Source organism: Streptomyces sp. NPDC038200 (genome assembly GCF_055600785.1).
Genome location: NZ_JBVJYH010000007.1, coordinates 1 through 23,156, shown reverse-complemented (window position 1 = coordinate 23,156; position 23,156 = coordinate 1). Strand labels below are relative to the sequence as shown.

The 23,156-nt window shown below is 72.3% G+C and carries 19 protein-coding genes; 9 read left to right on the top strand and 10 right to left on the bottom strand.

The features are described 5' to 3' along the window. The first annotated feature begins 166 nt into the window (after positions 1-166). A complete protein-coding gene (locus tag ACZ7KF_RS16690) occupies positions 167-733 on the top strand; it encodes a DJ-1/PfpI family protein (protein WP_471074583.1) in 567 nt (188 codons plus the stop codon). A 70-nt stretch (positions 734-803) separates the two neighbouring features. On the opposite strand, the gene ACZ7KF_RS16685 is transcribed toward ACZ7KF_RS16690, so the two are convergent. Together ACZ7KF_RS16685 and ACZ7KF_RS16680 are read right to left on the bottom strand one after the other, a co-directional pair. Further along, positions 804-1,478, bottom strand: a complete 675-nt coding sequence (locus ACZ7KF_RS16685; RefSeq protein WP_471074580.1) for an HAD family hydrolase — start codon at positions 1,476-1,478, stop codon at positions 804-806. Positions 1,479-1,578: 100 nt separating this feature from the next. After that, entirely contained in the window at positions 1,579-2,091 is a 513-nt protein-coding gene (locus tag ACZ7KF_RS16680) for a DUF6912 family protein (protein WP_471074578.1), read from the bottom strand. A 330-nt stretch (positions 2,092-2,421) separates the two neighbouring features. Here ACZ7KF_RS16680 and ACZ7KF_RS16675 point away from each other — a divergent pair, with 330 nt between their 5' ends. After that, positions 2,422-2,904: an Rv3235 family protein gene (locus tag ACZ7KF_RS16675; RefSeq protein ID WP_471074575.1), complete on the top strand. Its 483-nt coding sequence runs from the start codon at positions 2,422-2,424 to the stop codon at positions 2,902-2,904. Positions 2,905-3,090: 186 nt separating this feature from the next. On the opposite strand, the gene secA is transcribed toward ACZ7KF_RS16675, so the two are convergent. Continuing rightward, on the bottom strand, positions 3,091-5,904 hold the full coding sequence (gene secA / locus ACZ7KF_RS16670) for a preprotein translocase subunit SecA (RefSeq protein ID WP_471074572.1): 2,814 nt from the start codon (positions 5,902-5,904) through the stop codon (positions 3,091-3,093). Between the two features lie 251 nt (positions 5,905-6,155). On the opposite strand from secA, the gene ACZ7KF_RS16665 reads away from it, so the two are divergent. Together ACZ7KF_RS16665 and ACZ7KF_RS16660 are read left to right on the top strand one after the other, a co-directional pair. Then, positions 6,156-6,725: a GNAT family N-acetyltransferase gene (locus ACZ7KF_RS16665; protein ID WP_471074569.1), complete on the top strand. Its 570-nt coding sequence runs from the start codon at positions 6,156-6,158 to the stop codon at positions 6,723-6,725. 197 nt (positions 6,726-6,922) lie between these two features. Beyond that, positions 6,923-8,098 carry a winged helix-turn-helix domain-containing protein gene (locus ACZ7KF_RS16660; RefSeq protein WP_471074566.1) on the top strand — a complete coding sequence of 392 codons (1,176 nt, stop codon included), beginning with the start codon at positions 6,923-6,925 and terminating at the stop codon, positions 8,096-8,098. A 16-nt stretch (positions 8,099-8,114) separates the two neighbouring features. On the opposite strand, the gene ACZ7KF_RS16655 is transcribed toward ACZ7KF_RS16660, so the two are convergent. The 7 genes from ACZ7KF_RS16655 to mtnA all read right to left on the bottom strand — a co-directional run bounded on the left by ACZ7KF_RS16655 (position 8,115) and on the right by mtnA (position 17,197). After that, a complete protein-coding gene (locus ACZ7KF_RS16655; protein WP_471074563.1) occupies positions 8,115-8,861 on the bottom strand; it encodes a response regulator in 747 nt (248 codons plus the stop codon). Positions 8,862-9,064: 203 nt separating this feature from the next. Next, complete coding sequence (gene hpf / locus ACZ7KF_RS16650) at positions 9,065-9,757, bottom strand: ribosome hibernation-promoting factor, HPF/YfiA family (protein ID WP_471075448.1); 693 nt, start codon at positions 9,755-9,757, stop codon at positions 9,065-9,067. A gap of 313 nt (positions 9,758-10,070) precedes the next feature. After that, a complete protein-coding gene (locus ACZ7KF_RS16645; RefSeq protein ID WP_471074560.1) occupies positions 10,071-10,967 on the bottom strand; it encodes a ComF family protein in 897 nt (298 codons plus the stop codon). Positions 10,968-11,180: 213 nt separating this feature from the next. Then, positions 11,181-13,013 (bottom strand): LpqB family beta-propeller domain-containing protein, encoded by a 1,833-nt coding sequence (locus ACZ7KF_RS16640; RefSeq protein ID WP_471074557.1) that lies wholly within the window; start codon positions 13,011-13,013, stop codon positions 11,181-11,183. Next, positions 13,003-15,114 (bottom strand): MtrAB system histidine kinase MtrB, encoded by a 2,112-nt coding sequence (gene mtrB, locus ACZ7KF_RS16635; protein ID WP_471074554.1) that lies wholly within the window; start codon positions 15,112-15,114, stop codon positions 13,003-13,005. The genes ACZ7KF_RS16640 and mtrB overlap by 11 nt, the downstream gene beginning before the upstream one ends. Position 15,115: 1 nt before the next feature. Beyond that, positions 15,116-15,805 carry a two-component system response regulator MtrA gene (gene mtrA, locus ACZ7KF_RS16630; protein WP_187279108.1) on the bottom strand — a complete coding sequence of 230 codons (690 nt, stop codon included), beginning with the start codon at positions 15,803-15,805 and terminating at the stop codon, positions 15,116-15,118. 249 nt (positions 15,806-16,054) lie between these two features. Then, positions 16,055-17,197, bottom strand: coding sequence for an S-methyl-5-thioribose-1-phosphate isomerase (gene mtnA / locus ACZ7KF_RS16625; RefSeq protein WP_471074551.1), 1,143 nt, complete (start codon positions 17,195-17,197; stop codon positions 16,055-16,057). 140 nt (positions 17,198-17,337) lie between these two features. Here mtnA and ACZ7KF_RS16620 point away from each other — a divergent pair, with 140 nt between their 5' ends. From ACZ7KF_RS16620 to ACZ7KF_RS16600, 5 genes are read left to right on the top strand one after another with little or no spacing between them, the layout of a single operon-like run. Further along, positions 17,338-18,729 (top strand): glycerophosphoryl diester phosphodiesterase membrane domain-containing protein, encoded by a 1,392-nt coding sequence (locus ACZ7KF_RS16620; RefSeq protein ID WP_471074548.1) that lies wholly within the window; start codon positions 17,338-17,340, stop codon positions 18,727-18,729. Positions 18,730-18,733: 4 nt separating this feature from the next. Beyond that, positions 18,734-19,513 carry a DUF4129 domain-containing protein gene (locus ACZ7KF_RS16615; protein ID WP_471074545.1) on the top strand — a complete coding sequence of 260 codons (780 nt, stop codon included), beginning with the start codon at positions 18,734-18,736 and terminating at the stop codon, positions 19,511-19,513. Beyond that, on the top strand, positions 19,510-20,706 hold the full coding sequence (locus ACZ7KF_RS16610; RefSeq protein WP_471074542.1) for a DUF4350 domain-containing protein: 1,197 nt from the start codon (positions 19,510-19,512) through the stop codon (positions 20,704-20,706). Before ACZ7KF_RS16615 ends, ACZ7KF_RS16610 begins: the two co-directional genes overlap by 4 nt. Further along, positions 20,706-21,695 carry an AAA family ATPase gene (locus ACZ7KF_RS16605; RefSeq protein WP_471075444.1) on the top strand — a complete coding sequence of 330 codons (990 nt, stop codon included), beginning with the start codon at positions 20,706-20,708 and terminating at the stop codon, positions 21,693-21,695. The genes ACZ7KF_RS16610 and ACZ7KF_RS16605 overlap by 1 nt, the downstream gene beginning before the upstream one ends. Further along, positions 21,695-23,005 (top strand): DUF58 domain-containing protein, encoded by a 1,311-nt coding sequence (locus tag ACZ7KF_RS16600; protein ID WP_471074539.1) that lies wholly within the window; start codon positions 21,695-21,697, stop codon positions 23,003-23,005. The genes ACZ7KF_RS16605 and ACZ7KF_RS16600 overlap by 1 nt, the downstream gene beginning before the upstream one ends. Positions 23,006-23,156 lie beyond the last annotated feature (151 nt).

The following is a 23,156-nucleotide window of genomic DNA, read 5'->3' as shown; positions in this document are numbered from 1 at the left end:
CGACGGGTGCCCCGGCCCGGGACGCGGCGGTCGCCGACCCGGTCGCGGCCCCGGGCCTTTGGCCGCACGCTGAAAAGCATCGGGCCCTCTTGGCAAGCGCGCCCGGCCGGGGCACGGTGCCCAGAGTTCCCCCCGCAGAGCCCGGAGTCCGCCCCGAGGAGCCCACATGCCCACCAAGATCCTCATCGTCACCGGCGACGCAGCGGAGTCCCTGGAGGTCCTGTACCCCTACCAGCGGCTGCGCGAGGAAGGCTACGAGGTCCACATCGCGGCCCCCACCCGCAAGACGCTCCGCTTCGTCGTCCACGACTTCGAACCCGGCTACGACACCTACACCGAGAAACCCGGCTACACCTGGCCCGCCGACCTGGCCTTCGCCGAGGTCGACCCGGGGCAGTACGCGGCCCTCGTCATCCCCGGCGGCCGGGCCCCCGAGTATCTGCGCAACGACGCCGAGCTGCGCAAGATCCTGAAGGCGTTCTTCGACGCCGACAAGCCGGTCGCCCAGATCTGCCACGGCCCGCTGCTCACCGCCGCGATCGACTCCCTGAGGGGCCGGAGGGTCACCGCCTACCCCGCGCTGGAGCCGGACATGCAGGCGGCCGGAGCGGGCTTCCAGGACGCCGAGGCGGTCGTCGACGGCACCCTGGTCTCCGCCCGCGCCTGGCCGGACCACCCGGCCTGGATGCGGGAGTTCCTGAACGTCCTGCGCACGAAGGCACCGGTGAACTGAAGGGTCCCGCCGCGGCCGGGCACGCCCACCCGGCTCGCCGCCCCCTGCCCTCACCGCCCCCGCTGCGGGGTCAGCCCTTACCGGCGATTCTTCGTGCCTCCGCCACGGCGTCGGCCAGGGTGTCCACCACCGGCACCCCGACTTCCTCCAGACTGGCCCGGCTGTGCGAGCCCCCGGTGTACAGCACGGCCTTCGCCCCCACGTACCGCGCGGCGACCGCGTCGTCCGCCGCGTCCCCGATGACCACGGTCCGCGCCGGCTGCACCGCCTGCGCCAGCGCCTCCAGATGCCGCACCATGTGCTCGGCCTTGCTGCCCCCGGACGGCCCGGTGCGCCCGTCGACGCGCAGGAAGTGCGCCTCGATGCCGAAGGTCCGCACCAGCGGCACCAGTTCCTCGTGCCCGTACATGCTCAGCAGCGACTGGCTGTGCCCCGCCGACCGCCAGCCCGCGAGCAGCTCCTCCGCGCCCTCGGTGAGTCTGCACCGCACGCGGTGGCTGGCGTAGTGCCGGTGGAAGACCCCGTCCATCAGCTCCCACTCGGCGTCGGTCGGCAGCCGCCCGATCAGCCGCTCGTAGAACTTCGGCACCGGCACGCAGTACAGCGACCGGTACTGCTCCAGCGTGATCGGGGCGAGCCCCAGCTCCGCGAAGGCCGCGTTCGTCGCCCCGATGATCGCGTCATTGTCGTGGAACAGGGTCCCGTTCCAGTCCCAGACGATGTGCGCGCTTCCGTGCATCCCCATGTCGAAGACCGTACCCGCCGCCACTGACAATCAGTGCGCGTCCCAGGTCGGCCCGGCTCCCGCCGGGTCCGGGCCGGGCCGTCCTCCCGCACGGGTCAGGTCAGCCCTGCCCGACCAGGTGGGGGATCTCCTGCGTGGCGTACCACAGCAGCTCCTGGTCGTCCGCCTCGTCCACGACGAACCGCGCGTCGTCGTCCCCGCCGTCCGCCGCCTCCAGCGCGTCGGCCGCCGCGGCCACGTCCGCCTCCGCGTCGTCCGCGTCCACGTGCACCGCGGCCGCCTTCGCGAGCGGCACCGACACCTTCACGGTCACCTCGCCGAGGGCGGACGATGCGCGTCCGCGGTCCGGGTCCACGCTCACGGCGCCGTCGGGCACGTCCACGGCGACCACGACCCGGCGCCGTACCGCGCCCGGCTCCGCCGCCAGCAGCCGCAGCGAGGCCAGCGCCGCCCGGCCGAGCGCCGCGTACTCCAGCTCCTCGATGTTCTCGGAGACGTACCACTCGCGCAGCGCGGGCGTGACGGCATACGCGACGAACGGGCCGCTCCCCAGCTCACCCGTCTTGTGCGCCTCGGCGAGAGCGGGGAGGGTCAGGGGGACGTAGACGCGCATGCTGGCCGCTCTTTCCTGGTCAAAGGCTCCGCTGGGGCCCCGGGGAGGGCGGCTGGCGCCGTCTCCCGGAGGGCCTTCAGGATACGTGCGCCCGTCCCCTTTCGGGGCCCTGCCCACTCCCCCGGAGGCGTCCACCACGGGCCGTCGATTCACCCTGCCCGGCCGCTTGGACACGGGGCCGGGGGCCCACCGAGCCCCTCGGATAGGTGAACCTCCCGCCCCCTCGCCGGCCCCCGCCCTTTCCTTGCGAGCCCCTCCCGCGCCCCGTACAAGATCCCCACCAGCGAGTTACCGCCCGGTATCGCCGGGCCCGCCGAACGGGGGACCCCCATGAACAAGGTCATGAGCCGCGCCGCCCAGTCCCGCCCGCGGCACCGTCCGCCGACCCGCCGCGACTCCCGCCGCCCCGGCGGCGCACCGCCCCGCACGCCCAGCCGGCCGGCAGCCGCCGCGCGCGCCGAGACGCCCCGTACGGCGCCTGTGCCGGGCGTGCGGCAGCAACGTCCGACCGACCTCTTCGCCGACCGCCTGCTGGCCGTCCTGAGCGGCCAGAGGCCCGTCCACTGGATGCTCCGCCACACCGCGGGCCGTGCCTACGACGACTTGGCCCGCCTCGCCGAACTCAGCCCGCTGCGCACCCCCGGCCGCCGTCCTGTCGTCCACGACATCGGCTACTACGTCCCCAGCGAGGGCGCCCTGGAGGTCTTCGCCCGCATCGCCGCCGGAGACCGGCTCCGGGCCATGGCCTTCCGCCTGGAACTGGGCAAGGACCTCCGCTGGCGCTGCACCGCGGTGGAAACGGGCACGCCGTAACCGAGCGCCGGCGCCGGTGCCGGCACCAGCACCAGCACCAGCACCAGCACCAGCACGGGCCTCGCACAGCCCCGCCACACAGCCCGCGCGGCCCGCGCGGCCCGCGCACGGCGACACGGGAAGGGCCGGGTTCCCCGCAAGGAGACCCGGCCCTTCTCGAACGGCTGAAGCGCCGCAGGCGCCCCGCTACTTCTTGCGGCGTCGCCCGCCCTTGGCCTGCCGGCGCCGCTCGGCCCGCGTCAGGCCGTCCGACTCGGAGCGCACCGGCTCGTCGTCGTCCTCCAGGTCCCGCTCGACGATGCCGCCCTCACCGTCCACCGTCGGCGCGGAGAAGTGCAGCTCCCGCCGCTGCGGGACGTCCAGCCCCTTCGCGCGGATCTCGGGACGCGCGCCCGCCTGCGCCGGCACCGTGTCCTGCACGCCCTCGCCGACCGGCTGGGCCTCCTCGACCGGGACCTCCTCGACCTGCTGCTCGACCTGAACCTCCAGGTTGAACAGGTAGCCGACGGACTCCTCCTTGATGCCGTCCATCATCGCGGTGAACATGTCGAAGCCCTCGCGCTGGTACTCGACCAGCGGGTCCTTCTGCGCCATCGCGCGCAGGCCGATGCCCTCCTGGAGGTAGTCCATCTCGTAGAGGTGCTCGCGCCACTTGCGGTCCAGCACCGACAGCACGACCCGGCGCTCCAGCTCACGCATGATCTCGGAGCCGAGCTGCGTCTCGCGGCCCTCGTACTGCTCGTGGATGTCTTCCTTGATGGACTCCGAGATGAACTCGGCGGTCAGACCGGCCCGGTCGCCGGCCGCGTCCTCCAGCTCCTCGATGGTGATCTTCACCGGGTAGAGCTGCTTGAAGGCACCCCACAGCCGGTCCAGGTCCCAGTCCTCGGGGAAGCCCTCGGAGGTCTCGGCGTGGATGTACGCGTCGATCGTGTCGTCCATGAAGTGCTGGATCTGCTCGTGCAGGTCCTCGCCCTCCAGGACGCGCCGGCGCTCGCCGTAGATGACCTCGCGCTGCCGGTTGAGCACCTCGTCGTACTTCAGGACGTTCTTACGGGTCTCGAAGTTCTGCTGCTCGACCTGCGACTGCGCGGACGCGATCGCGCGCGTCACCATCTTGTTCTCGATCGGCACGTCGTCGGGCACGTTGGCCATCGACATCACGCGCTCGACCATCTGGGCCTTGAACAGACGCATCAGGTCGTCGCCCAGCGACAGGTAGAAACGGGACTCGCCGGGGTCGCCCTGACGGCCGGAACGGCCGCGCAGCTGGTTGTCGATCCGCCGCGACTCGTGCCGCTCGGTGCCGAGGACGTAGAGGCCGCCCAGCTCCTCGACCTCTTCCTTCTCCGCCTTCACGGCCTGCTCGGCCTTCTCCAGGGCGGAGGGCAGGGCCGCGGCCCACTCCTCGATGTGCTCCTCGGGGTCGAGGCCGCGCTGGCGCAGCTCCGCCTCGGCGAGGTCCTCGGGGTTGCCGCCGAGCTTGATGTCCGTACCACGGCCGGCCATGTTGGTGGCCACGGTCACGGCGCCCTTGCGGCCGGCCTGGGCGACGATCGACGCCTCACGCTCGTGGTGCTTGGCGTTGAGCACCTCGTGCTGGATGCCGCGCTTGCTGAGCTGCTGCGAGAGGTACTCCGACTTCTCGACGGAGGTCGTGCCGACGAGGATCGGCTGGCCCTTCTCGTGCTTCTCGGCGATGTCGTCGACGACCGCCTCGAACTTGGCCACCTCGGTGCGGTAGATCAGGTCCGACTGGTCCTTGCGGACCATCGGCCTGTTCGTCGGGATCGGGACCACGCCGAGCTTGTAGATCTGGTGGAACTCGGCGGCCTCGGTCATCGCCGTACCGGTCATGCCGGACAGCTTCGAGTAGAGGCGGAAGAAGTTCTGCAGGGTGATCGTGGCGAGCGTCTGGTTCTCGTCCTTGATGTCCACCCCTTCCTTCGCCTCGATCGCCTGGTGCATGCCCTCGTTGTAGCGGCGGCCGGCGAGGATACGGCCGGTGTGCTCGTCGACGATCATGACCTCGCCGTCGATGACGACGTAGTCCTTGTCCTTCTTGAAGAGTTCCTTGGCCTTGATGGCGTTGTTCAGGTAGCCCACGAGCGGGGTGTTCACCGACTCGTAGAGGTTGTCGATGCCCAGCCAGTCCTCGACCTTGGAGACACCGGACTCGTGGATGGCGACCGTGCGCTTCTTCTCGTCGACGTCGTAGTCGCCGGTCTCCTCGACACCCTTGAGCGGGTTGCCGGCCTCGCCGCGCTTGAGGCGCGTGACCAGCTTGGCGAAGTCGCCGTACCACTTGGTGGCCTGGTCGGCCGGGCCGGAGATGATCAGCGGCGTACGGGCCTCGTCGACCAGGATGGAGTCGACCTCGTCGACGATGGCGAAGTTGTGGCCGCGCTGCACCAGCTCGTCCTTGGACCACGCCATGTTGTCACGCAGGTAGTCGAAGCCGAACTCGTTGTTCGTGCCGTACGTGATGTCGCACTGGTACTGCTCACGACGCTGGGCCGGCGTCATGTTGGCCAGGATGCAGCCGACGTCCAGGCCCAGGAACTTGTGGACGCGGCCCATCATCTCGGAGTCGCGCTCGGCCAGGTAGTCGTTGACCGTGATCAGGTGGACGCCGTCTCCGGAGAGGGCGTTCAGGTACGCGGGCAGCGTGCCGACGAGGGTCTTGCCCTCACCGGTCTTCATCTCGGCGACATAGCCGAGATGGAGCGCGGCACCGCCCATCAGCTGCACGTCGTAGTGGCGCTGGCCGAGGACGCGCTTGGCGGCCTCGCGGACGGTGGCGAACGCCTCGGGGAGCAGGTCGTCCAGGGTCTCGCCGTCCGCGTACCGCTGCTTGTACTCCTCGGTGAGGGCCCGCAGCTCGGCGTCGGAGAGGCCGACGAAGTCCTCTTCGATGGAGTTGACCTGGTCCGCGATGCGGTGCAGCTTGCGCAGGATCTTGCCTTCGCCTGCACGCATGATCTTCGAGAGGACGGACACGGGGGTTTGTCTCCTTGCCGGTCGGGCCTGGGACGGTCGGTTTCCATTTGACGTACTGAGCAACGGCCATCGTATGCGAGGACCCGGCCGTGCCGGGAGGCCTGGCGGCCCGACGGCTGCTTCACCCGGGACAACGGCCGGGGCATCCGGATGGTGCCGCATCGGCGCGAGGATTTGCGCGAAATGTGATCGCCCGCTCACACATCGCAAAAACCATGGCTCCGGACGGACGTCCCGAGCAGAATCGGGCGATGGAACCCGTCACGCTCACCACCGACCGTCTCGTACTGCGCCCGGTCGGCCCCGACGACACGGACGCGGTGTACGCGGCCGTGCAGGACCCGGAGATCCAGCGCTGGACGACGGTCCCCTCGCCCTATCTGCCGGAGCACGCGATCAGCTTCACGGAGCAGATCGTGCCGGACGGCTGGGCGCAGCGGTCGATGTTCACCTTCGGCGTGTTTCTCACCGGCGGGGAGCTGGCCGCGATGCTCGCCCTCACGATGCGCTCGCTGGGCACCGCCGAGATCGGCTTCTGGGCGGCCAAGGAGCACCGCGGCCGGGGGCATGTCGTGGAGGCCGCGCTCACCGCCTGCCGCTGGGTCTTCACCGACGTCGGCGTCGACCGCGTCGAGTGGCGCGCCGAGGTCGGCAACCACGCCTCCCGCGCGGTGGCCGAACGCGCGGGCTTCACCGTCGAGGGGACCCTGCGCTCCGGTATCAACAACAAGGGGGTGCGCCGGGACTGCTGGATCGGCTCCCTCCTCCCCTCGGATCTGAGCCTGCCCTCCACGGCCCCCTATCTGCCCGCGCCTGTCTGAGGCACGCACGCACGCGTGCCGGTGGGACGGCGCGTGCGTGCCGGCGCCGGCACCGTCCGGGACCCGAACAACCGGCGCGTGCCGGGTGACACCGCCGGCGGCCCGGAGAACCCGCGCGTGCCGGCCGGCACCGTCGGCGGCCTGAAGAACGCGCAGCTCCTCGCGGGTTGTCAGTGGCACCCTCTATCGTCCGACGCATGACGACCCTTCCGCGCCCCGCCACCACCCTCACCGCGGACGACGCCCGCCGGATCGCTCTGCGGGCGCAGGGCCTGCTCGGCGCGCCCGACCGGCGCGCGGGTGTGCGCGGGGTCCTGCGCCACCTCGGCGCGGTCCAGCTCGACACGATCTCGGTGCTCGCCCGGTCCCACGAGCTGGTGCCGTACGCGCGTCTGGGCGCGGTCGGGCGCAAGACGGTCGACGCCGCGTACTGGACGCAGACGCACGCCTTCGAGTACTGGTCGCACGCGGCCTGCATCCTCCCCATCGAGGAATGGCCGCACTTCGCCTTCCGCCGCCGCGCCTACCGCAACCGCCCGCACTGGAACCACGAGCTTCCCGACGGCACCTACGACCAGGTCGTCAAGCAACTGCGCGCGGAGGGCCCGCTGACCGCCACGGAGCTGGGCGGTGCGAAGAAGACGAGCGAGTGGTGGGACTGGTCGGGCACGAAGGTCGCCGTGGAGCGGGCGCTGATGTACGGCGAGGTGGTGTGCGTGGAGCGGCGCGGCTGGAAGCGGGTGTACGACCTCGCCGAGCGCGCGGTCCCGGACGCGCTGCTGCACGACGAGCTGGACGACGCCGAGTGCCTGCGCCGGCTGGTCCGGCTCGCGGGCGAGTCGCTCGGCGTCGGCACGCGCGCGGACATCGCCGACTATCACCGCCTCAAGGGCGACCAGGTCGACGCGGTGATCGCGGACTCGGGTCTGGTGCCGGTCGAGGTCGAGGGCTGGGGGAAGCCGGCCTGGGCCGATCCGGCGGCCCTGGCGACGCCGCCGCGCGGCCGGCACCGCACGACGCTGCTGTCGCCGTTCGACTCACTCATCTGGGAGCGGGCACGCACCGAGCGGATCTTCGGCTTCACCCACCGGCTGGAGGCGTACGTGCCCAAGCCGAAGCGGGTCTACGGCTACTTCGCCATGCCGGTGCTCGCCGGCGGCCGGCTGGTCGGGCGTGTCGACCCGGCCCGCGAGGGCCGCACGCTGGTGGCCAAGCAGGCCACCCTGGACGGCCCGAAGGCGGTCCCGGCGGTCGCCCAGGCCCTGGTCGAGGCGGCGACCTGGGTGAACTGCACGAACGTGCGCGTGGAGCGGGTGGACGCACCCGAGCTGCGCGAGCCCCTCGCCAGGGAACTCGCCGGCCTCCTCGGCTAGGCGCCGGGGACGGGCACTAGCGGATCTCCAGGATCTTCTCCCGCATCGCGTAGACCACGGCCTCCATCCGGGAGTGCAGCTGCAGCTTCTCCAGGATGTTGCGGACGTGGTTCTTCACGGTGTTCTCCGAGATGAACAGCTCCTTGGCGATGTCCCGGTTGTTCATCCCCGTGGCGACGAGTTTGAGGACCTCCAGCTCCCGGTCGGTCAGCCGGGGCGCGGGCACCAGCCGGCGCTCGTCGGTGCGCTGGATCATCGACTTGAACTCGGTGAGGAGTTTCGACGCCATCGACGGGCTGATCTGCGACTGTCCGTCGGCCACCGCGCGGATGGCGGTGGCCACCTCGTCGGTCGAGATCTCCTTGAGGAGATATCCGGTCGCACCCGCCTTGATCGCGTCGTAGAGGTCGGCCTCCTCGTCGCTGATCGTCAGCATGATGATCTTCGCGCTGGGAGCGACCTCCTTGATCGAGGTGCAGGCCTCGATCCCGCCGCGCTTGGGCATGCGGACGTCCATCAGCACGATGTCGGGCAGCAGATCGGCGGCCTTGTCGACGGCCTCGGCCCCGTCACCCGCCTCGCCGACGACCTGGATGTCCTCCTCGGCCGCGAGCACGATCTCCAGGCCGCGCCGGAAGAGGGCATGGTCGTCCACCACCAGGACTCTGATCGGCTCGTTGCGTGAAGCGCCCGTGTCCGGGCCCGCGCCGATGACATCGTCGTCGGCGTCCCCGTCCCGCATCGGTCCGAAGGTGTCCGCCATCGTTCCTCCCCCTGAAGGCTGTGGCCTGTGGTCCTGTGCCATCGCCAACCCAAGGCAGCGGCCCACCGGTTGGGCCGGTGCGGCCATGATTCCATGCCTGGGCGACACCGAGGTGACGTGTGGGGCGAGAAGTGGTCGCACACCGGTGCCCCTGGGGGCGCACACGCGCTCCAGGGGCACCGGCTCAGCTTCAGCCGGGCGGGTCAGCCACCCAGCGTGCCACCTGCCGCGGGTGGCTGCGCCTCGGCGACCATCGGGTCCGTGCTGAGATGGATCACGCCGTAGTCATAGGCGTGCCGTCGGTAGACGACACTCGGCTCCTTCGTCTCGGAGTCGACGAACAGATAGAAGTCGTGGCCGACCAGTTCCATCTCGTAGAGAGCCTGGTCGAGGCTCATCGGGGCGGCGACGTGGGTCTTCTCGCGGACGATGAGGGGGCCTTCGCCCTTGACCTCCAGCGGGCCGATCTTCTTGGTCGGCACTCCGTCCGTCTCCTCCTCCTGGACGAGGAGACCGTTGCCGTCGAGGGTCGCTGCGCCCGGGACGTGGTCGGGGACCTCTGCCGCCGAGATCCGGCGCGCGCCTCGGCGCGAGTACCGCTTGTCGTGCTGCTTGCGCAGCCGGGCGTCCAGCTTCTCCGCCGCCAGATCCAGTGCCGCGTACGGATCGCTCGCCGCCGCCTCCGCCCGGATCACCGGACCGCGGGAGCGGAGCGTGATCTCCACTCGGTCACAGCGGTCGGCCTGTCGGGGGTTCGGTTCCTTGGACACCTCGACGTCGAGGCTGATCACCTTGGCATCGAGCCTCTGGATCTTCTCCAGCTTCAGCTTCTCGGCCACGTGCTTGCGGAACCGCTCGGGCACCTCGGTCTTGCGGCCTTTGACGACGATGTCCACGCAGAACTCCGTTCCCGGATCGCTCCGCTCCATCGGCGGAGCATCTCCCTTTTGCACCAGGTCCGGTGATCACCGGACCTCGGACTCGGTGACTTCCACCTCCTCCTCCCCCATGGACGAGATCTCCACCCCACCAGTGCGGGTGATTGCGGGAAAACCCGCAGCACGGCATTCGGAATGCGAGGCCCTGGCCTGCGCCTTTCCTCACAACCGAACATATCTCGCCCGGACGGATGTCGTCACCCTCTACTGCGCCGTACCTCCGTTCAAGTGAATTGCCCCCGTCACTACCTGCAACGATGCAAGTTGACAGTCAGTTCCTGTTTATTTCGAAAGAATCAGCGGGAGCCGCGATCACGGCTGCATGGAGCACCCGCGGGAGGGCGTTCGGCACCACTTTTTCCGGTGCACTGTGCACCCACTTCCTCCTCTCCGTCCGTACGTCGTTCCGTTCCCCCCTACCTTCCCGAGTTATGGCCCGATACACGGCCGTTTCGTCATCCCGACGGGATACCGACGCCAGGCGCAGGGCCCGCGCCGCCTCCGCGAGACTGGCGCCCGTCGTCATCAGGTCGTCGAGGAGCACGATGCGACCGGCGTCGAGCAGCCGCCCGCCGCCCGCGGTCACCTCCAGCGCCCCGGAGAGGTTCTCCAGGCGCCGCCGCGCGTCCAGCCCCGCCTGGTCCGCCACGGGCCGCCGCTGGCGCAGCACGGCCGCCACCCGGGCCGGCGTGCCGGTGCGCCGCAGCTCCCCCGCCGCCGCGAGCGCCATCCGCCGCACCGGATCGTGTCCGCGTGCCCGCACGGCCCACCGGGCGGAGGGCACGGGGACCAGCAGCACCGGCCCGCGCCACGGCCATCCCTCCGGCCCTCCCCCGGCACCCGCGCCCCGGCCGCCGGCCCCCGTGCCGCCGCCGTGGCCCAGACCGGCGCGCACGGCCCTCGCCAGTGCCGGGCCGAGCGCTCCCGCGAGCGTCAGCGCACCCCGCTCCTTGTGCGCGAGGAGCAGCGCGCGCACCTCCGCCGCGTACGGCGCCACCGCGTGCACCACCGGCAGCCCGGCCGGCTCCGGCACGGGCCGCACCCGCCGCGGCGCGGCCTCCTCCAGCGTGGCCCGGCACCGCGGGCAGAGCGCCGTACGAGGTGCACCGCAGCCCGCGCAGTCGGCCGGCAGCACCAGGTCGGTGAGGTCCTGCCACCACCCCCGCATGACCACCACTGTGCCCACACCGCCGCCGACCGGCCACCCCTGTGGACAACCCGCTTGTGGACGACGCCGCGGAGCCGACCCGCTTGTGGACGACGCCGCGGGGCCGACCCGCCTGTGGACAGCGCCGTGCGGCCGACCCGTTCGCCCGGGGAGGGCGGCGGGGCCCGCTCGCCCCGAGGGGAGGCCGCAAGCTGCCGGCCGTACCGCCTGGCCTCAGCCCGGATAGACCGGCGCCGTCCCGTCCTTGTCGACCTTCTGCCACTGCGCCCCGGACGGCAGCCGTACGATCCCGTCCTCCGAGTAGGCCACCAGCGGCACCCGCTCGTCCTCGGACGCGGCGATGGCCTTGACGCTGGTGAGCGCGCCCGGCGCCGGGCCGTCGAGCGTGGACCCGTCGACCTGGACGTACCGCATCTGCTGCACGCCCCCCTGCTCCTGTCCGACGACGAGCAGCCTGCTGTCACCGGCCCAGGAGATGGCGCTGACCTGCTCCAGGTCCGGTGCCGCCGACCGCAGCCCGTCCACGGACATGCCCTGCCCGGTTCCGTCGTCGCGCTGGATCCGGCCGATGAGCAGGGACTGCTTGCCGTCCTTCTCCACCACCAGCGCGATCCGCGCCCCGTCGGCGGCCACCCGCACGTCCTTGATCTGGCCCGACAGATCCGGGACGGCCACCTGCTCCGGCTTGCCGGTGTCCGGGTCCACGACGAACAGCCGAGGACGGTGCCGGTCGCGGTCGGCCACCCACAGGTCGCCGCGGGCGTCCCAGCTCGGCGTGGTCAACCGCTCCTCGGGAGTGGCGCCGACGCTGGTCACCAGCGCCTCGCCGAGCGAGCCGCCCGACGCCAGCGACGTCACGTACAGCGACCGGCCCTCGTCGCCGATCCCGGCCGCGGTGTGCTCGTCGCGCGACACCGCCACCGACTGCAGCCCCTTGCCGCCTTCGCCCAGCGGACCCGGTACCGGGACCGAGCCGGTGCCGGTGCTCCCGGCGGGCATCCGCACCACCCGGTGCTTGCCGTCGATGAAGTACAGGTACTCGGGACGCTTGGACGACCCGTGCCAGGCGACGGACTCGGCGCGCTCCTCGGTCAGTTCGCACAGCCGGTCGTCGCCGGTCCCCCGCAGCTCCACGGACTCCAGCGTCGGCGCCAGGTTCCGCAGGGTGAACAGCACCTGCGTCGCCATCTCGGTGCACTTGCCCGCCGCTACCCGGGAGGGCTTGAGGTTCAGCGGCACCGTCAGCTTGTTCTGGTCGTCCGGCGCCAGCCCGGACACGTCCTTCTGCAGCGCCGTACCGGTCGGGAAGCTGGACCTGACCACCGGCCCGAGCCAGGTGGTGGGCCCGCGCAGCAGCGAACGGACCAGCTGGGTCATCGGGTCGACCTTGCTGCGCACGAACACCGGATCGGCCACCGCCACCGGCTGCCCGCCCGTCCCGACCGCCGCGTCGGACGCGAAGTAGTACTTGTCGACGGACGTGTAGTTGCGCTGGAAGTCCGACTTACCCATGACGACACCGTCGGGCAGTCCGTCGATGCGCCACTGCCCGCTCTTGGGGCTCTTGGTGAGGTGCAGCTTCTTGCGGTAGAAGCCGCCGGCGGGCTGGAAGGCCTGCTGAGCGTCGACCGTGGCGACCCGGGTACCGGCCAGCACACAGGTGACGCTGTTGGCCTCCTCCCGGCCGCTCGGACCGCAGTCGGTCTCGATGGTCGGCCCGTTCGCCAGGACCGTGGCCGACCGCTCCGGCCGCCAACTGCTCGCGGCGTCGGCCGTCAGATACTTGCGCGCCGTGTCGTACTCCGGATCGTCACTGGTCAGCGCCTCCAGGAAGCCCTGCATGATCTCGCCCGGACCGGCGCCGTCGGCCGGCGGCATCGCGAACACCCGGACCCCGGTGTCCTGCCGCGGCGTGGACTCCACATCCCGCAGGTCCCCGCTGTCGGGCATCGAGGCACAACCGGCCAGCAGTACGACACCCAAGGCGGCGTACGCCACCGCACGCCCCGGCCGCCGCCGTGCGCCCCCCTCGCGGTCAGCGACCACGAAATGCCTCCCCTGGCTCGGTCGAGTCCTCCGGCGCGACGGCATCGGACCCGCCCTCGCTCGCTTCGGGCGCCGGACGTGCGGCGGGCCCGTCACCCGGACGGCGTACGCCACCGGTGGGCCGGGGCACCACGCGCGCGCCATTGCCGTGGCCGGGCAGCGCCGTCGGGCCGGCGGCGGGCGTGGCCGAGGCCAGCCGCGGCGCGATCGACGCCCGCGGCGGCAACGCCGGCCCCTGGGCACCCGCCGGCTGCACCGGAACGGTCGCCCGCTTCTCCTCGCTCCCGCGGGGCAGTCCGGCCTCGTCGAGGCCGCGGTTGCGGCGCGAGTCCTTGGGCTCCAGCGGTATCGGCGAACCGCGCAGCGGCTCGTCCGCGGTCCGGGGCAGCGTCAGCCGGAACTGGGAGCCGCCGCCCGGCTCGCCCCACGCCTGCAGCCAGCCGCCGTGCAGCCGCGCGTCCTCCAGGGCGATCGACAACCCCAGACCGGTGCCACCGGTGGTACGCGCGCGTGCCGGGTCGGCCCGCCAGAAGCGGCTGAAGACCCGGGTCGCCTCACCGGGCTTCAACCCGACGCCGTAGTCCCGCACCGCGATGGCCACGGCCCCGCCCGCCGCGGCGAGCTTGACGACGACGTCCCTGCCCTCGCCGTGCTCCACGGCGTTGACCACGAGGTTGCGCAGCACGCGCTCCACGCGCCGGGCGTCCGCCTCGGCGACGACGGGCTGCTGGTCCCCGAGCACCCGTATGTGGGTGCCCTTGCGCTCGGCGAGCGGCTCGGCGCCGCTGACGACCCGGCGGACGACCTCCCTGAGGTCTATCGGCTCGGCCTCCAGCGCCGCGGCCCCGGCGTCGAACCGGCTGATCTCCAGCAGGTCCGCGAGCAGCGACTCGAAACGGTCCAGCTGGTCGGCGAGCAACTCGGCCGACCGCGCGGTCACCGGGTCGAAGTCCTCGCGCGCCTCGTGGATGACGTCGGCGGCCATCCGGACGGTGGTCAGCGGGGTGCGCAGTTCGTGCGAGACGTCGGAGACGAACCGCCGCTGCATCCGCGACAGGTCCTCCATCTGCTGGATCTTGACCTGGAGGTTCTGCGCCATCTTGTTGAAGGCCTCGCCCAGACGGGCGATGTCGTCCTCGCCGGTGACCTTCATCCGCTCCTGCAGCCGCCCGGCGGACAGCCGCTCCGCGATCCCGGCCGCCATCCGCACCGGCGTGACGACCTGCCGCACCACCAGCCAGGCGATGGCCCCGAGCAGGACGACGACGAACAGCCCGGCGGTGGCGAGAGTGCCCTTGACCAGGCTGAGGGACTTCTCCTCCTGCGTGAGCGGGAAGAGGTAGTACAGCTCGTACGAGCGGCCGTTGGGGTCGTTGACCTGCTTGCCGATGACCAGCCCCGGCTGCGACTCCTTGCCGCCGTAGTAGATGATCCGCGTGTTGCTCTGGACGGCCGTCGTACCGCTGTTGACCCGCTCGCGCAGGTCGGCGGGCACGCTGGAGGTCGGGTTGACGTTCCCGGAGCCGCGCGGGCTGCGCCCGCCGCCGCTGTCGTCACCCACGGGCAGCGTCACCACGTCGAAGGCGCCCGCGCCACCGCTGGACAGCGACTCCACGAGGTCGCTCATCCACTGGATGACGTTCTGGGACTGCCGCCCGTCCGCGGTCGCCGTGCCGTCACTCGTACCGGCGTCGCCGGCCGCACCGGTCCCACCGGCCGCCTCGTCCGCCTTCTGCTTGGCCACCGCGAATCCGCCCGTGGCCTGGCTCTGCGACGCCTTCACCTTCGCGTCCAGCAGGCCGTTGCGCACCTGCCCGATCACGACGAAGCCCAGCAGCAGGACGACACCCAGCGACATCACCAGGGTGGTGGCGACGACCCGGAGCTGGATGTTGCGCCGCCACAGCCGCATCACCGGCAGCAGCGGACGGCGCACCCAGCGCAGGAACAGCCGCAGGACCGGGCTGCCCTGAACACCGCCCTCCAGCAGCCCGCCCTCGAGCAGGTTCCGGAAACGCGCACCAGCCGCCTTCCGGCCGACAGACCGCCCCGGACGGGTCCCGGACCCGCCGGGAGCCGAAGCGGCGCTGTCCCCGGACATGTCAGCTCGGTCCGGCCTTGTAACCGACACCGCGGACGGTCACCACGATCTCCGGCCGCTCCGGGTCCTTCTCGACCTTGGAGCGCAGCCGCTGGACATGCACGTTGACGAGCCGCGTGTCGGCCGCGTGCCGGTAGCCCCACACCTGCTCCAGCAGCACCTCGCGCGTGAACACCTGCCACGGCTTGCGCGCGAGCGCGACCAGCAGGTCGAACTCCAGCGGAGTCAGCGCGATCGACTGCCCGTCCCGCTTCACCGAGTGCCCGGCGACATCGATGACCAGGTCACCGATGGTGAGCTGCTCCGGCGCCGGCTCCTCCGACCTCCGCAGCCGTGCCCGGATCCGGGCCACCAGCTCCTTTGGCTTGAACGGCTTGACGATGTAGTCGTCAGCGCCCGACTCCAGGCCCACGACGACATCGACGGTGTCGCTCTTGGCCGTGAGCATCACGATCGGCACCCCGGACTCGGCCCGGATCAGCCGGCACACCTCGATGCCGTCCCGGCCGGGCAGCATCAGGTCCAGCAGCACCAGATCGGGCTTGCTCTCCCGGAAAGCGGCCAGCGCCTTGTCGCCGTCGGCTACGAAAGACGGCTCAAAACCTTCACCACGCAGCACGATGCCGAGCATCTCGGCCAGTGCGGTGTCGTCGTCGACGACAAGGACTCGTCCCTTCATAAACGACATCATCCCATTCTCATAACAGCGACAGGCGCCCTGGTGAGGGAGGTCACTGGCCGGTGACCCTAGCCGTAGGAAGCCGTCACTGTCTGCCCCTGTCCGTCGGGACGTCTCCGGCCGCGCGGCGGCCCGCCCCCGTCCGGCCCGTTTTCGCCCCCGCGCTCCGGCTCCGCTGCCCGCTTTCCGGGCCCGGCCCCTCTTCTCCGCGCATCACCGCGGGCGGAGGGGCCGCTGCCGGCCGTCGAGCCGATGTCGTCCCTAGCCGAGCGCCGCCCGGCGGGATCTGGCGCCCAGCTCCGCGAGAGCCTCGGCGGTCACCGGTGAAACGACTCCCTCCTCGGTGACGACGGCCGTCACCAGCTCGGGCGGCGTCACGTCGAACGCCGGGTTGTACGCCTGGGTCCCCAGAGGAGCCACCGCAATCCCGCCCCCCGCACCCGTCACCGGCCCCTGGGGGGCCGCGACCTCGGTCACCTCGTAACCGGGACGCTGCTCGACCTCGATGGACGCCCCGTCGGGGGTGCCCGGGTCGACCGTCGTCACCGGCGCCACCACGATGAACGGCACATGGTGGTACCGGGCGAGCACGGCGAGCGGGTAACTGCCCACCTTGTTCGCCACCGAACCGTCGGCCGCGATCCGGTCCGCACCGATCAGCACCGCGTCCACCTCGCCCGCCGCGAACAGGGAGCCCGCCGCGTTGTCGGTGAGCAGGGTGTACGCCATGCCGGTACGGGCCGCCTCGTACGCCGTCAGCCGAGCGCCCTGGAGCAGCGGACGCGTTTCGTCCACCCACAGCCGCCGCAACCGCCCCTCGCGATGCGCCGCCAGAGCCACCGCGAAGGCCGTGCCCTCCCCTCCCGAGACCAGCGATCCGGTGTTGCAGTGGGTCAGGATCCGGTGCCCGCCACCGGGCATCAGCTCGTCCAGCAGCGCCAGGCCATGGGCCGCCATCCGGGCGCTGGCCTCGGCGTCCTCCCGGTGCAGCGCCCGCGCCGCGGCCAGCGTCGCCACGGCCGCTGCGGTGGGATCGCCGGTCCTGGCCAGCTCCGCCTGGTGCGCGGCCTGGGCCCGGCGCACGCCGACGGACAGGTTCACCGCAGTGGGCCTGGCCTCCTCGAGCGCCCGCGCGGCCTCGGCCACTTCGAAGCCACGCGCGGCGGCGAGCGCGACCCCGTACGCCCCCGCGACCCCGAGCAGCGGCGCTCCCCGCACGGCGAGCGAACGGATCGCCTCCACCAGCGCCGACGCGTCGGTGCACACCAGCTCGACCTCTTCGGCCGGCAGCCTTGTCTGATCAAGAAGGACCAGTACGGGACCTTCTGGTGGTTCCTCCCATCGGATCACCGGTATCTCGGTCGACCGCTTCTCCCCGCCGGTTCGCGCCTGCTGATCAGCCATGCCGTCAGTCTGCCCCGGATCCGGCGGACAATTGAAGGTGTCCAGCCCCTACCGCGGCCGGTCCCCCGATGACCGGCCCATGGCACGATTACTGCCAACCTGCCGCCGCGTCGGCGGACGGGCACCGAGAAGGAGCTTCGATGACAGACACTCCGGGCTGGGCCTCGCCCGGATCCGCCCCGTCGTCCGAGGGGCGGGAACCCGGTGCGTCCGGCCCCGCCGAACCCGCCGACCGCCCCGGCCCCGCCGAGCCCGCGCCGCAGCCGAGCGCGGACGCGCAGGGCCCGGGCGGGAAATGGTCCAAGGAGCAGCCGCCACCCGGCCAGTGGTCGGCGCCCACCGGTGCCCCCAGCCCGCACCAGGCGCCCCCGCCGCCCGGCGCAGGCTGGGGCGCCCCGCATCCCGGCGGCCCGGGCCACGGCGGCGGATACGCGGGCCCACCCGGCGGCCACGGCGGCCCGCCCCCGGGCTACGGCGGATACGGCTCCCCCGGCGGTCATCCCTCCTGGGGCGGTGGCTGGGGCGGCCCGCCCCCCGCCGCCAAGCCCGGTGTCATCCCGCTGCGCCCGCTCGGCGTCGGCGAGATCCTCGACGGCGCCGTGTCCACCATGCGCGCCCACTGGCGCACGGTCCTCGGCATAGCGCTGGCCGTCGCCGTGGTCACGGAGACCTGCCTGGTCCTCGTGCAGGGCTTCGTCCTCAACGACGTCCTCTCCCGCACCTCTCTCGACAGCCGGACCGCGACCCCCGACGAGGTGTACCGCGCCCTGCGCGACTCCATGATCGGCAGCGGCATCGTCACGGTGATCTCCGCAGCCGCCGTCGTCGTCGCGACCGCGCTGCTCACGACCGTCACCAGCCGCGCCGTGCTCGGCAAACCGGTCAGCGCCGGCGAGGCCTGGCGTGAGGCCCGCACGCAGATTCCGAAGCTGGCGGGTCTGCTCATCCTGCTCGGCCTGATCACCGTGGGCGTGATCGTCGCCGGCGCGCTGCCCGGCATCCTGGTCCGCGCCGGGGGCGGCAGCGACGCCGGCGGGTCCGCGCTGTTCGGCCTGGGCATCCTCGCCGGGGTCGTCGTCGCGGTGTGGCTGGCGATCCGCTACTACCTGGCCGCGCCCGCCCTGATGCTGGAACGCCAGGGCATCCTCAAGGCCATGGGCCGCTCCGCCAAGCTGGTGCGCGGCGCCTGGTGGCGCGTCCTCGGCATCCAGCTGCTCGCCTGGCTCATCGCCGGCATCGTCTCGGCGATCGTCACCATCCCGTTCGCCCTCATCGGATCCGCCGTGAGCGGCGACAGCATGGACAACTTCCTCGGCCCCGACGGCGGACACGTCGGCTGGGCGTTCCTGATCATCCGGGGGATCGGTTCCCTGATCGGCACCACGCTCACCCTTCCGATCAGCGCCGGCGTCACCGTGCTCCTCTACATCGACCAGCGGATCCGCCGCGAGGCCCTCGACCTCGAACTGGCCCGCGCCGCCGGCGTGCAGGGCTACGGCACCGGCGCCCCCGGTACCGTCCCCGGGAGCTGATGCGGTGAGCCTCGCGGGGGGAGTTCTCACGGCGGCGGCGCCATCCGGTGCCGCCGCCACGGTCGTACGACGGCTGCTGGGTGCGACGGACCGCGCCGTCCTGGCGTCCGGCGGCTCGGGCGACGAACCGCCGGTGACCGTCCCGCGCGACCCCGCGCGGGAAGCGGCCCGGCGGGAACTGTCCAAGCGGATGTACCACGAGAACGATCCCGGCCTGCTCCAGCGCGCCCTGAACGCGTTCTGGGACTTCCTCGACCGGCTGTTCGGCGCGGCCGCCTCGGCGACTCCCGGCGGCGTGGTCGGCCTGATCGTCGTCGTCCTGTTCGCCGTCGCCGTCCTGGCCGCCCTGTGGTGGCGCCTCGGCACCCCCCGACGCCAACCCCGCTCCGCCGCCGTCCTGTTCGACGAGCGGCCCCGCAGCGCCGCCGAGCACCGCGCGGCCGCCGAGGCGCACGCGGCCCAGGGCCACTGGAACCAGGCCGTCCAGGAGCGCATGCGGGCCCTCGTCCGCGCTCTGGAGGAACGAGCCCTGCTCGACGTCCGCCCCGGCCGCACCGCCGACGAAGCGACTGCCGAGGCCGGCCGTGTCCTCCCCGCCCACGCGGACCGACTGCGCGCCGCGGCCCGCGAGTTCGACGACGTCACATACGGTGGACGCAGGGCCGGCGAGCAGTCGTACCACCGCCTCGCCGAACTCGACCGGGACGTGGAACGCACCAGGCCGACTTTCGCCACGAGCGCCACCAGCGCGGCCCACAGCACCCGCCAGGGGACAGCCGAGTGACCATCGAGGCCACGCCGACGAGCACTTCCACCGCCCGCACCGGCCGCCAGGTGTGGACCCGGACGCGGGGCATCGCGCTCGCCGTCGTACTGATCCTGGCCGCGGCCGTCGCCATGGCCGCCGTACGCTCCACCACCCGGCACGGCGCCCTGGACCCGCGCTCGCCCGACCCCTACGGCAGCCGCGCCGTCGCCGAGCTGCTCGCCGAACGGGGCGTCTCCACCCGCGTGGTCACCACACTCGACGCGGCGCGCACCTCCGCGAGCCCGGACACCACCCTGCTGGTGGCCGTACCCGACCGGCTGACGCACGGCCAGCAGACGCGACTGCGGGCGGCGACGGCGTCCTCCGGCGGCCGGACCGTCCTGGTGGCGGCCGGCAGCTGGTCCGTCGAACGACTCGCCCCCGGCGTCACCGCCGACCCGGCCACCAGTGGCGGCTCCACGCTCGCCCCGGACTGCGCGCTGCCGGAGGCGCGGCGCGCGGGCTCCGCGGACACCGGCGGCATCCGCTACACCACCAGCCACCTCGACGCCGACTCCTGCTACCCCAGCGCGCGCCTGGCCACCCTCCTGCGCGTCCCCGCGGCCTCCGGCGGCGGCGACACCGTCGTGCTCGGCGCACCCGACATCCTCTACAACGACCGTCTCGACGAGCAGGGCAACGCTTCGCTCGCCCTGCAACTCGTCGGCTCCCGCCCCCATCTGGTCTGGTACCTCCCCTCGCTGTCAGACGCCTCCGCCACCGGAACCGGCGACCGGAAGGACTTCCTCGACCTGCTGCCCCCGGGATGGCTCTGGGCCACCCTGCAGCTCTTCATCGCGGCGGCTCTCGCCGCCTTCTGGCGGGCACGCCGCTTCGGCCCGCTCGTGCCCGAGAGACTTCCCGTCGCGATCCGCGCCTCCGAGACCGCCGAAGGCCGCGCCCGCCTCTACCTCAAGGCCAGGGCCCGCGACCGCGCCGCGGACGCTCTTCGCTCCGCCACCCGCACCCGCCTCGCCCCCCTCGTCGGCGTCCCCGCCGCCCAGGCACACGCACCCGAGGCCCTGCTTCCCGCCCTGTCCGCCCACCTCGCCGCCGACGGACAGAGCCTGCACGCCCTTGTCTTCGGACCGCCGCCCGGCGACGACGCGGCCCTCATCGCACTCACCGACCAACTCGACGCCCTCGAAAGAGAGGTACGCCGTTCATGATGGACCCGACCACCGACAACGCCGGGCAGAGCGGGGACCCCGGAACCGCCCGGGCCTCCCTGGAAGCCCTGCGTGCCGAGATCGCCAAAGCCGTGGTCGGCCAGGACCCCGCCGTGACCGGCCTCGTCGTCGCCCTTCTCTGCCGCGGACACGTACTGCTTGAAGGAGTCCCCGGGGTCGCCAAAACGTTGCTCGTCCGCGCCCTCGCATCCGCCCTCGAACTCGACACCAAGCGCGTCCAGTTCACGCCGGACCTGATGCCGAGCGATGTCACCGGGTCCCTCGTCTACGACACCCGCACCGCGGAGTTCTCCTTCCAGCCCGGCCCGGTCTTCACCAACCTGCTTCTCGCGGACGAGATCAACCGGACCCCGCCCAAGACGCAGTCGTCTCTTCTGGAGGCCATGGAGGAGCGCCAGGTCACGGTCGACGGCACCCCGCGCCCGCTGCCCGACCCCTTCCTCGTCGCCGCGACCCAGAACCCGGTCGAGTACGAGGGCACCTACCCCCTCCCCGAAGCCCAACTGGACCGTTTCCTCCTCAAGCTGACGGTCCCTCTGCCCTCCCGCCAGGACGAGATCGACGTCCTCACCCGGCACGCCTCGGGCTTCGACCCTCGCGACCTGCGCGCCGCCGGTGTGCGCCCGGTCGCCGGCGCCGCCGATCTGGCGGCGGCCCGTACCGCGGTCGCCAACACGACCGTGTCCCCCGAGATCACCGCGTACGTCGTGGACATCTGCCGCGCCACCCGCGAGTCGCCCTCGCTCACCCTGGGCGTCTCCCCGCGCGGCGCCACCGCTCTGCTCGCGACGTCACGCGCCTGGGCGTGGCTGACGGGACGCGACTACGTCATCCCGGACGACGTGAAGGCCCTCGCTCTGCCCACTCTGCGCCACCGCATCCAGCTGCGCCCGGAGGCCGAGATGGAGGGCGTGACCGCGGACGCGGTCATCAACGCCGTCCTCGCCCACGTCCCGGTGCCCCGCTGATGGCGGTCACCGGACGCGCCGCCCTCCTCGCGGCCCTCGGCTCGATCCCCGTCGGCATCCTGGAACCGAGCTGGACGGGCGTCCTCGCGGTCAACGGCCCCCTGGCCCTGGCCTGCGCCTGCGACTACGCGCTGGCCGCGCCGGTGCGCCGTCTGCTGCTGACGCGCTCCGGTGACACCTCCACCCGCCTCGGAGACACGGCGGACGTCACGCTCACGATCACGAACCCGTCCCGCCGCCTCCTGCGGGCGGCGCTGCGGGACGCCTGGCCACCCAGCAGCTGGCAGCGGGGCACCGAGATCGTGGACTCCCGGCACCGGCTGTCCATCCCGCCGGGCGAACGCCGACGCGTGACGACCCGGCTGCGTCCCACCCGCCGCGGCGACCGCCACGCGGACCGTGTGACGATCCGCTCCTACGGCCCTCTCGGCTTGTTCGCCCGTCAGGGCGCCCACAAGGTGCCTTGGACGGTACGAGTCATGCCCCCGTTCACCAGCCGCAAGCATCTCCCGTCGAGGCTCGCCCGATTGCGTGAACTCGACGGACGCACCAGTGTGCTGACCCGTGGCGAGGGAACGGAGTTCGACAGTCTGCGCGAGTACGTCCCGGGGGACGACACCCGCTCGATCGACTGGCGTGCCACGGCCCGGCAGTCCGCCGTCGCCGTCCGCACCTGGCGCCCGGAGCGCGACCGGCACATCCTGCTGGTCCTGGACACCGGGCGTACCTCGGCGGGACGGGTGGGCGACGCCCCTCGCCTGGACGCTTCCATGGACGCGGCACTGCTGCTCGCGGCCCTCGCCTCGCGCGCCGGCGACCGGGTGGCCCTGCTGGCCTTCGACCGCCGGGTCCGCGCCCTGGTCCAGGGTCGCTCGGCGGGCGATGTACTGCCTTCCCTGGTCAACGCGATGGCCACGCTCGAACCGGAACTCGTCGAGACCGACGCCCGGGGCCTCACCGCCACCGTTCTTCGAAGCGCCCCTCGGCGCTCTCTCATCGTGCTCCTCACGACACTGGACGCGGCGCCGGTGGAGCAGGGTCTGCTGCCGGTCCTCCCTCAGCTCACGCGCCGCCACACTGTCCTGGTGGCCTCGGTGGCCGATCCGCGTATCGCTCTCATGGCGCGGGCCCGGGGCGCGACAGAGGCCGTGTACGAAGCAGCGGCGGCGGCTCAGGCGCAGAGCGAGCGTCGGCGTACCGCGGAACAACTCCGCCGTCACGGAGTGACCGTGGTGGACGCGACTCCCGAGGAATTGGCGCCGGCGCTGGCGGATGCCTATCTGGCTCTGAAAGCGGCGGGCCGGCTCTGAGCGGCTGCTACCCGCGCGGCTGCTGTCCGCCGTCGTCCCTTCGGGGACGCAGAAGGCCCCCGGAACGCAGAAAACCCCCGCATCGAATCGATGCGGGGGTTTTCCCAATATTTGTTCGGCGGCGTCCTACTCTCCCACAGGGTCCCCCCTG

Coding starts and splice junctions, on each gene's coding strand:
- ACZ7KF_RS16660 (WP_471074566.1), top strand. CDS start 6,923: ATGACGACCCTTCCGCGCCCCGCCACCACCCTCACCGCGGACGACGCC.
- ACZ7KF_RS16685 (WP_471074580.1), bottom strand. CDS start 1,478: ATGGGGATGCACGGAAGCGCGCACATCGTCTGGGACTGGAACGGGACC.
- mtnA (WP_471074551.1), bottom strand. CDS start 17,197: ATGGCTGATCAGCAGGCGCGAACCGGCGGGGAGAAGCGGTCGACCGAG.
- ACZ7KF_RS16675 (WP_471074575.1), top strand. CDS start 2,422: ATGAACAAGGTCATGAGCCGCGCCGCCCAGTCCCGCCCGCGGCACCGT.
- ACZ7KF_RS16680 (WP_471074578.1), bottom strand. CDS start 2,091: ATGCGCGTCTACGTCCCCCTGACCCTCCCCGCTCTCGCCGAGGCGCAC.
- ACZ7KF_RS16690 (WP_471074583.1), top strand. CDS start 167: ATGCCCACCAAGATCCTCATCGTCACCGGCGACGCAGCGGAGTCCCTG.
- ACZ7KF_RS16645 (WP_471074560.1), bottom strand. CDS start 10,967: ATGCGGGGGTGGTGGCAGGACCTCACCGACCTGGTGCTGCCGGCCGAC.
- mtrB (WP_471074554.1), bottom strand. CDS start 15,114: ATGTCCGGGGACAGCGCCGCTTCGGCTCCCGGCGGGTCCGGGACCCGT.
- ACZ7KF_RS16600 (WP_471074539.1), top strand. CDS start 21,695: ATGGCGGTCACCGGACGCGCCGCCCTCCTCGCGGCCCTCGGCTCGATC.
- ACZ7KF_RS16655 (WP_471074563.1), bottom strand. CDS start 8,861: ATGGCGGACACCTTCGGACCGATGCGGGACGGGGACGCCGACGACGAT.
- mtrA (WP_187279108.1), bottom strand. CDS start 15,805: ATGATGTCGTTTATGAAGGGACGAGTCCTTGTCGTCGACGACGACACC.
- ACZ7KF_RS16665 (WP_471074569.1), top strand. CDS start 6,156: ATGGAACCCGTCACGCTCACCACCGACCGTCTCGTACTGCGCCCGGTC.
- ACZ7KF_RS16620 (WP_471074548.1), top strand. CDS start 17,338: ATGACAGACACTCCGGGCTGGGCCTCGCCCGGATCCGCCCCGTCGTCC.
- ACZ7KF_RS16605 (WP_471075444.1), top strand. CDS start 20,706: ATGGACCCGACCACCGACAACGCCGGGCAGAGCGGGGACCCCGGAACC.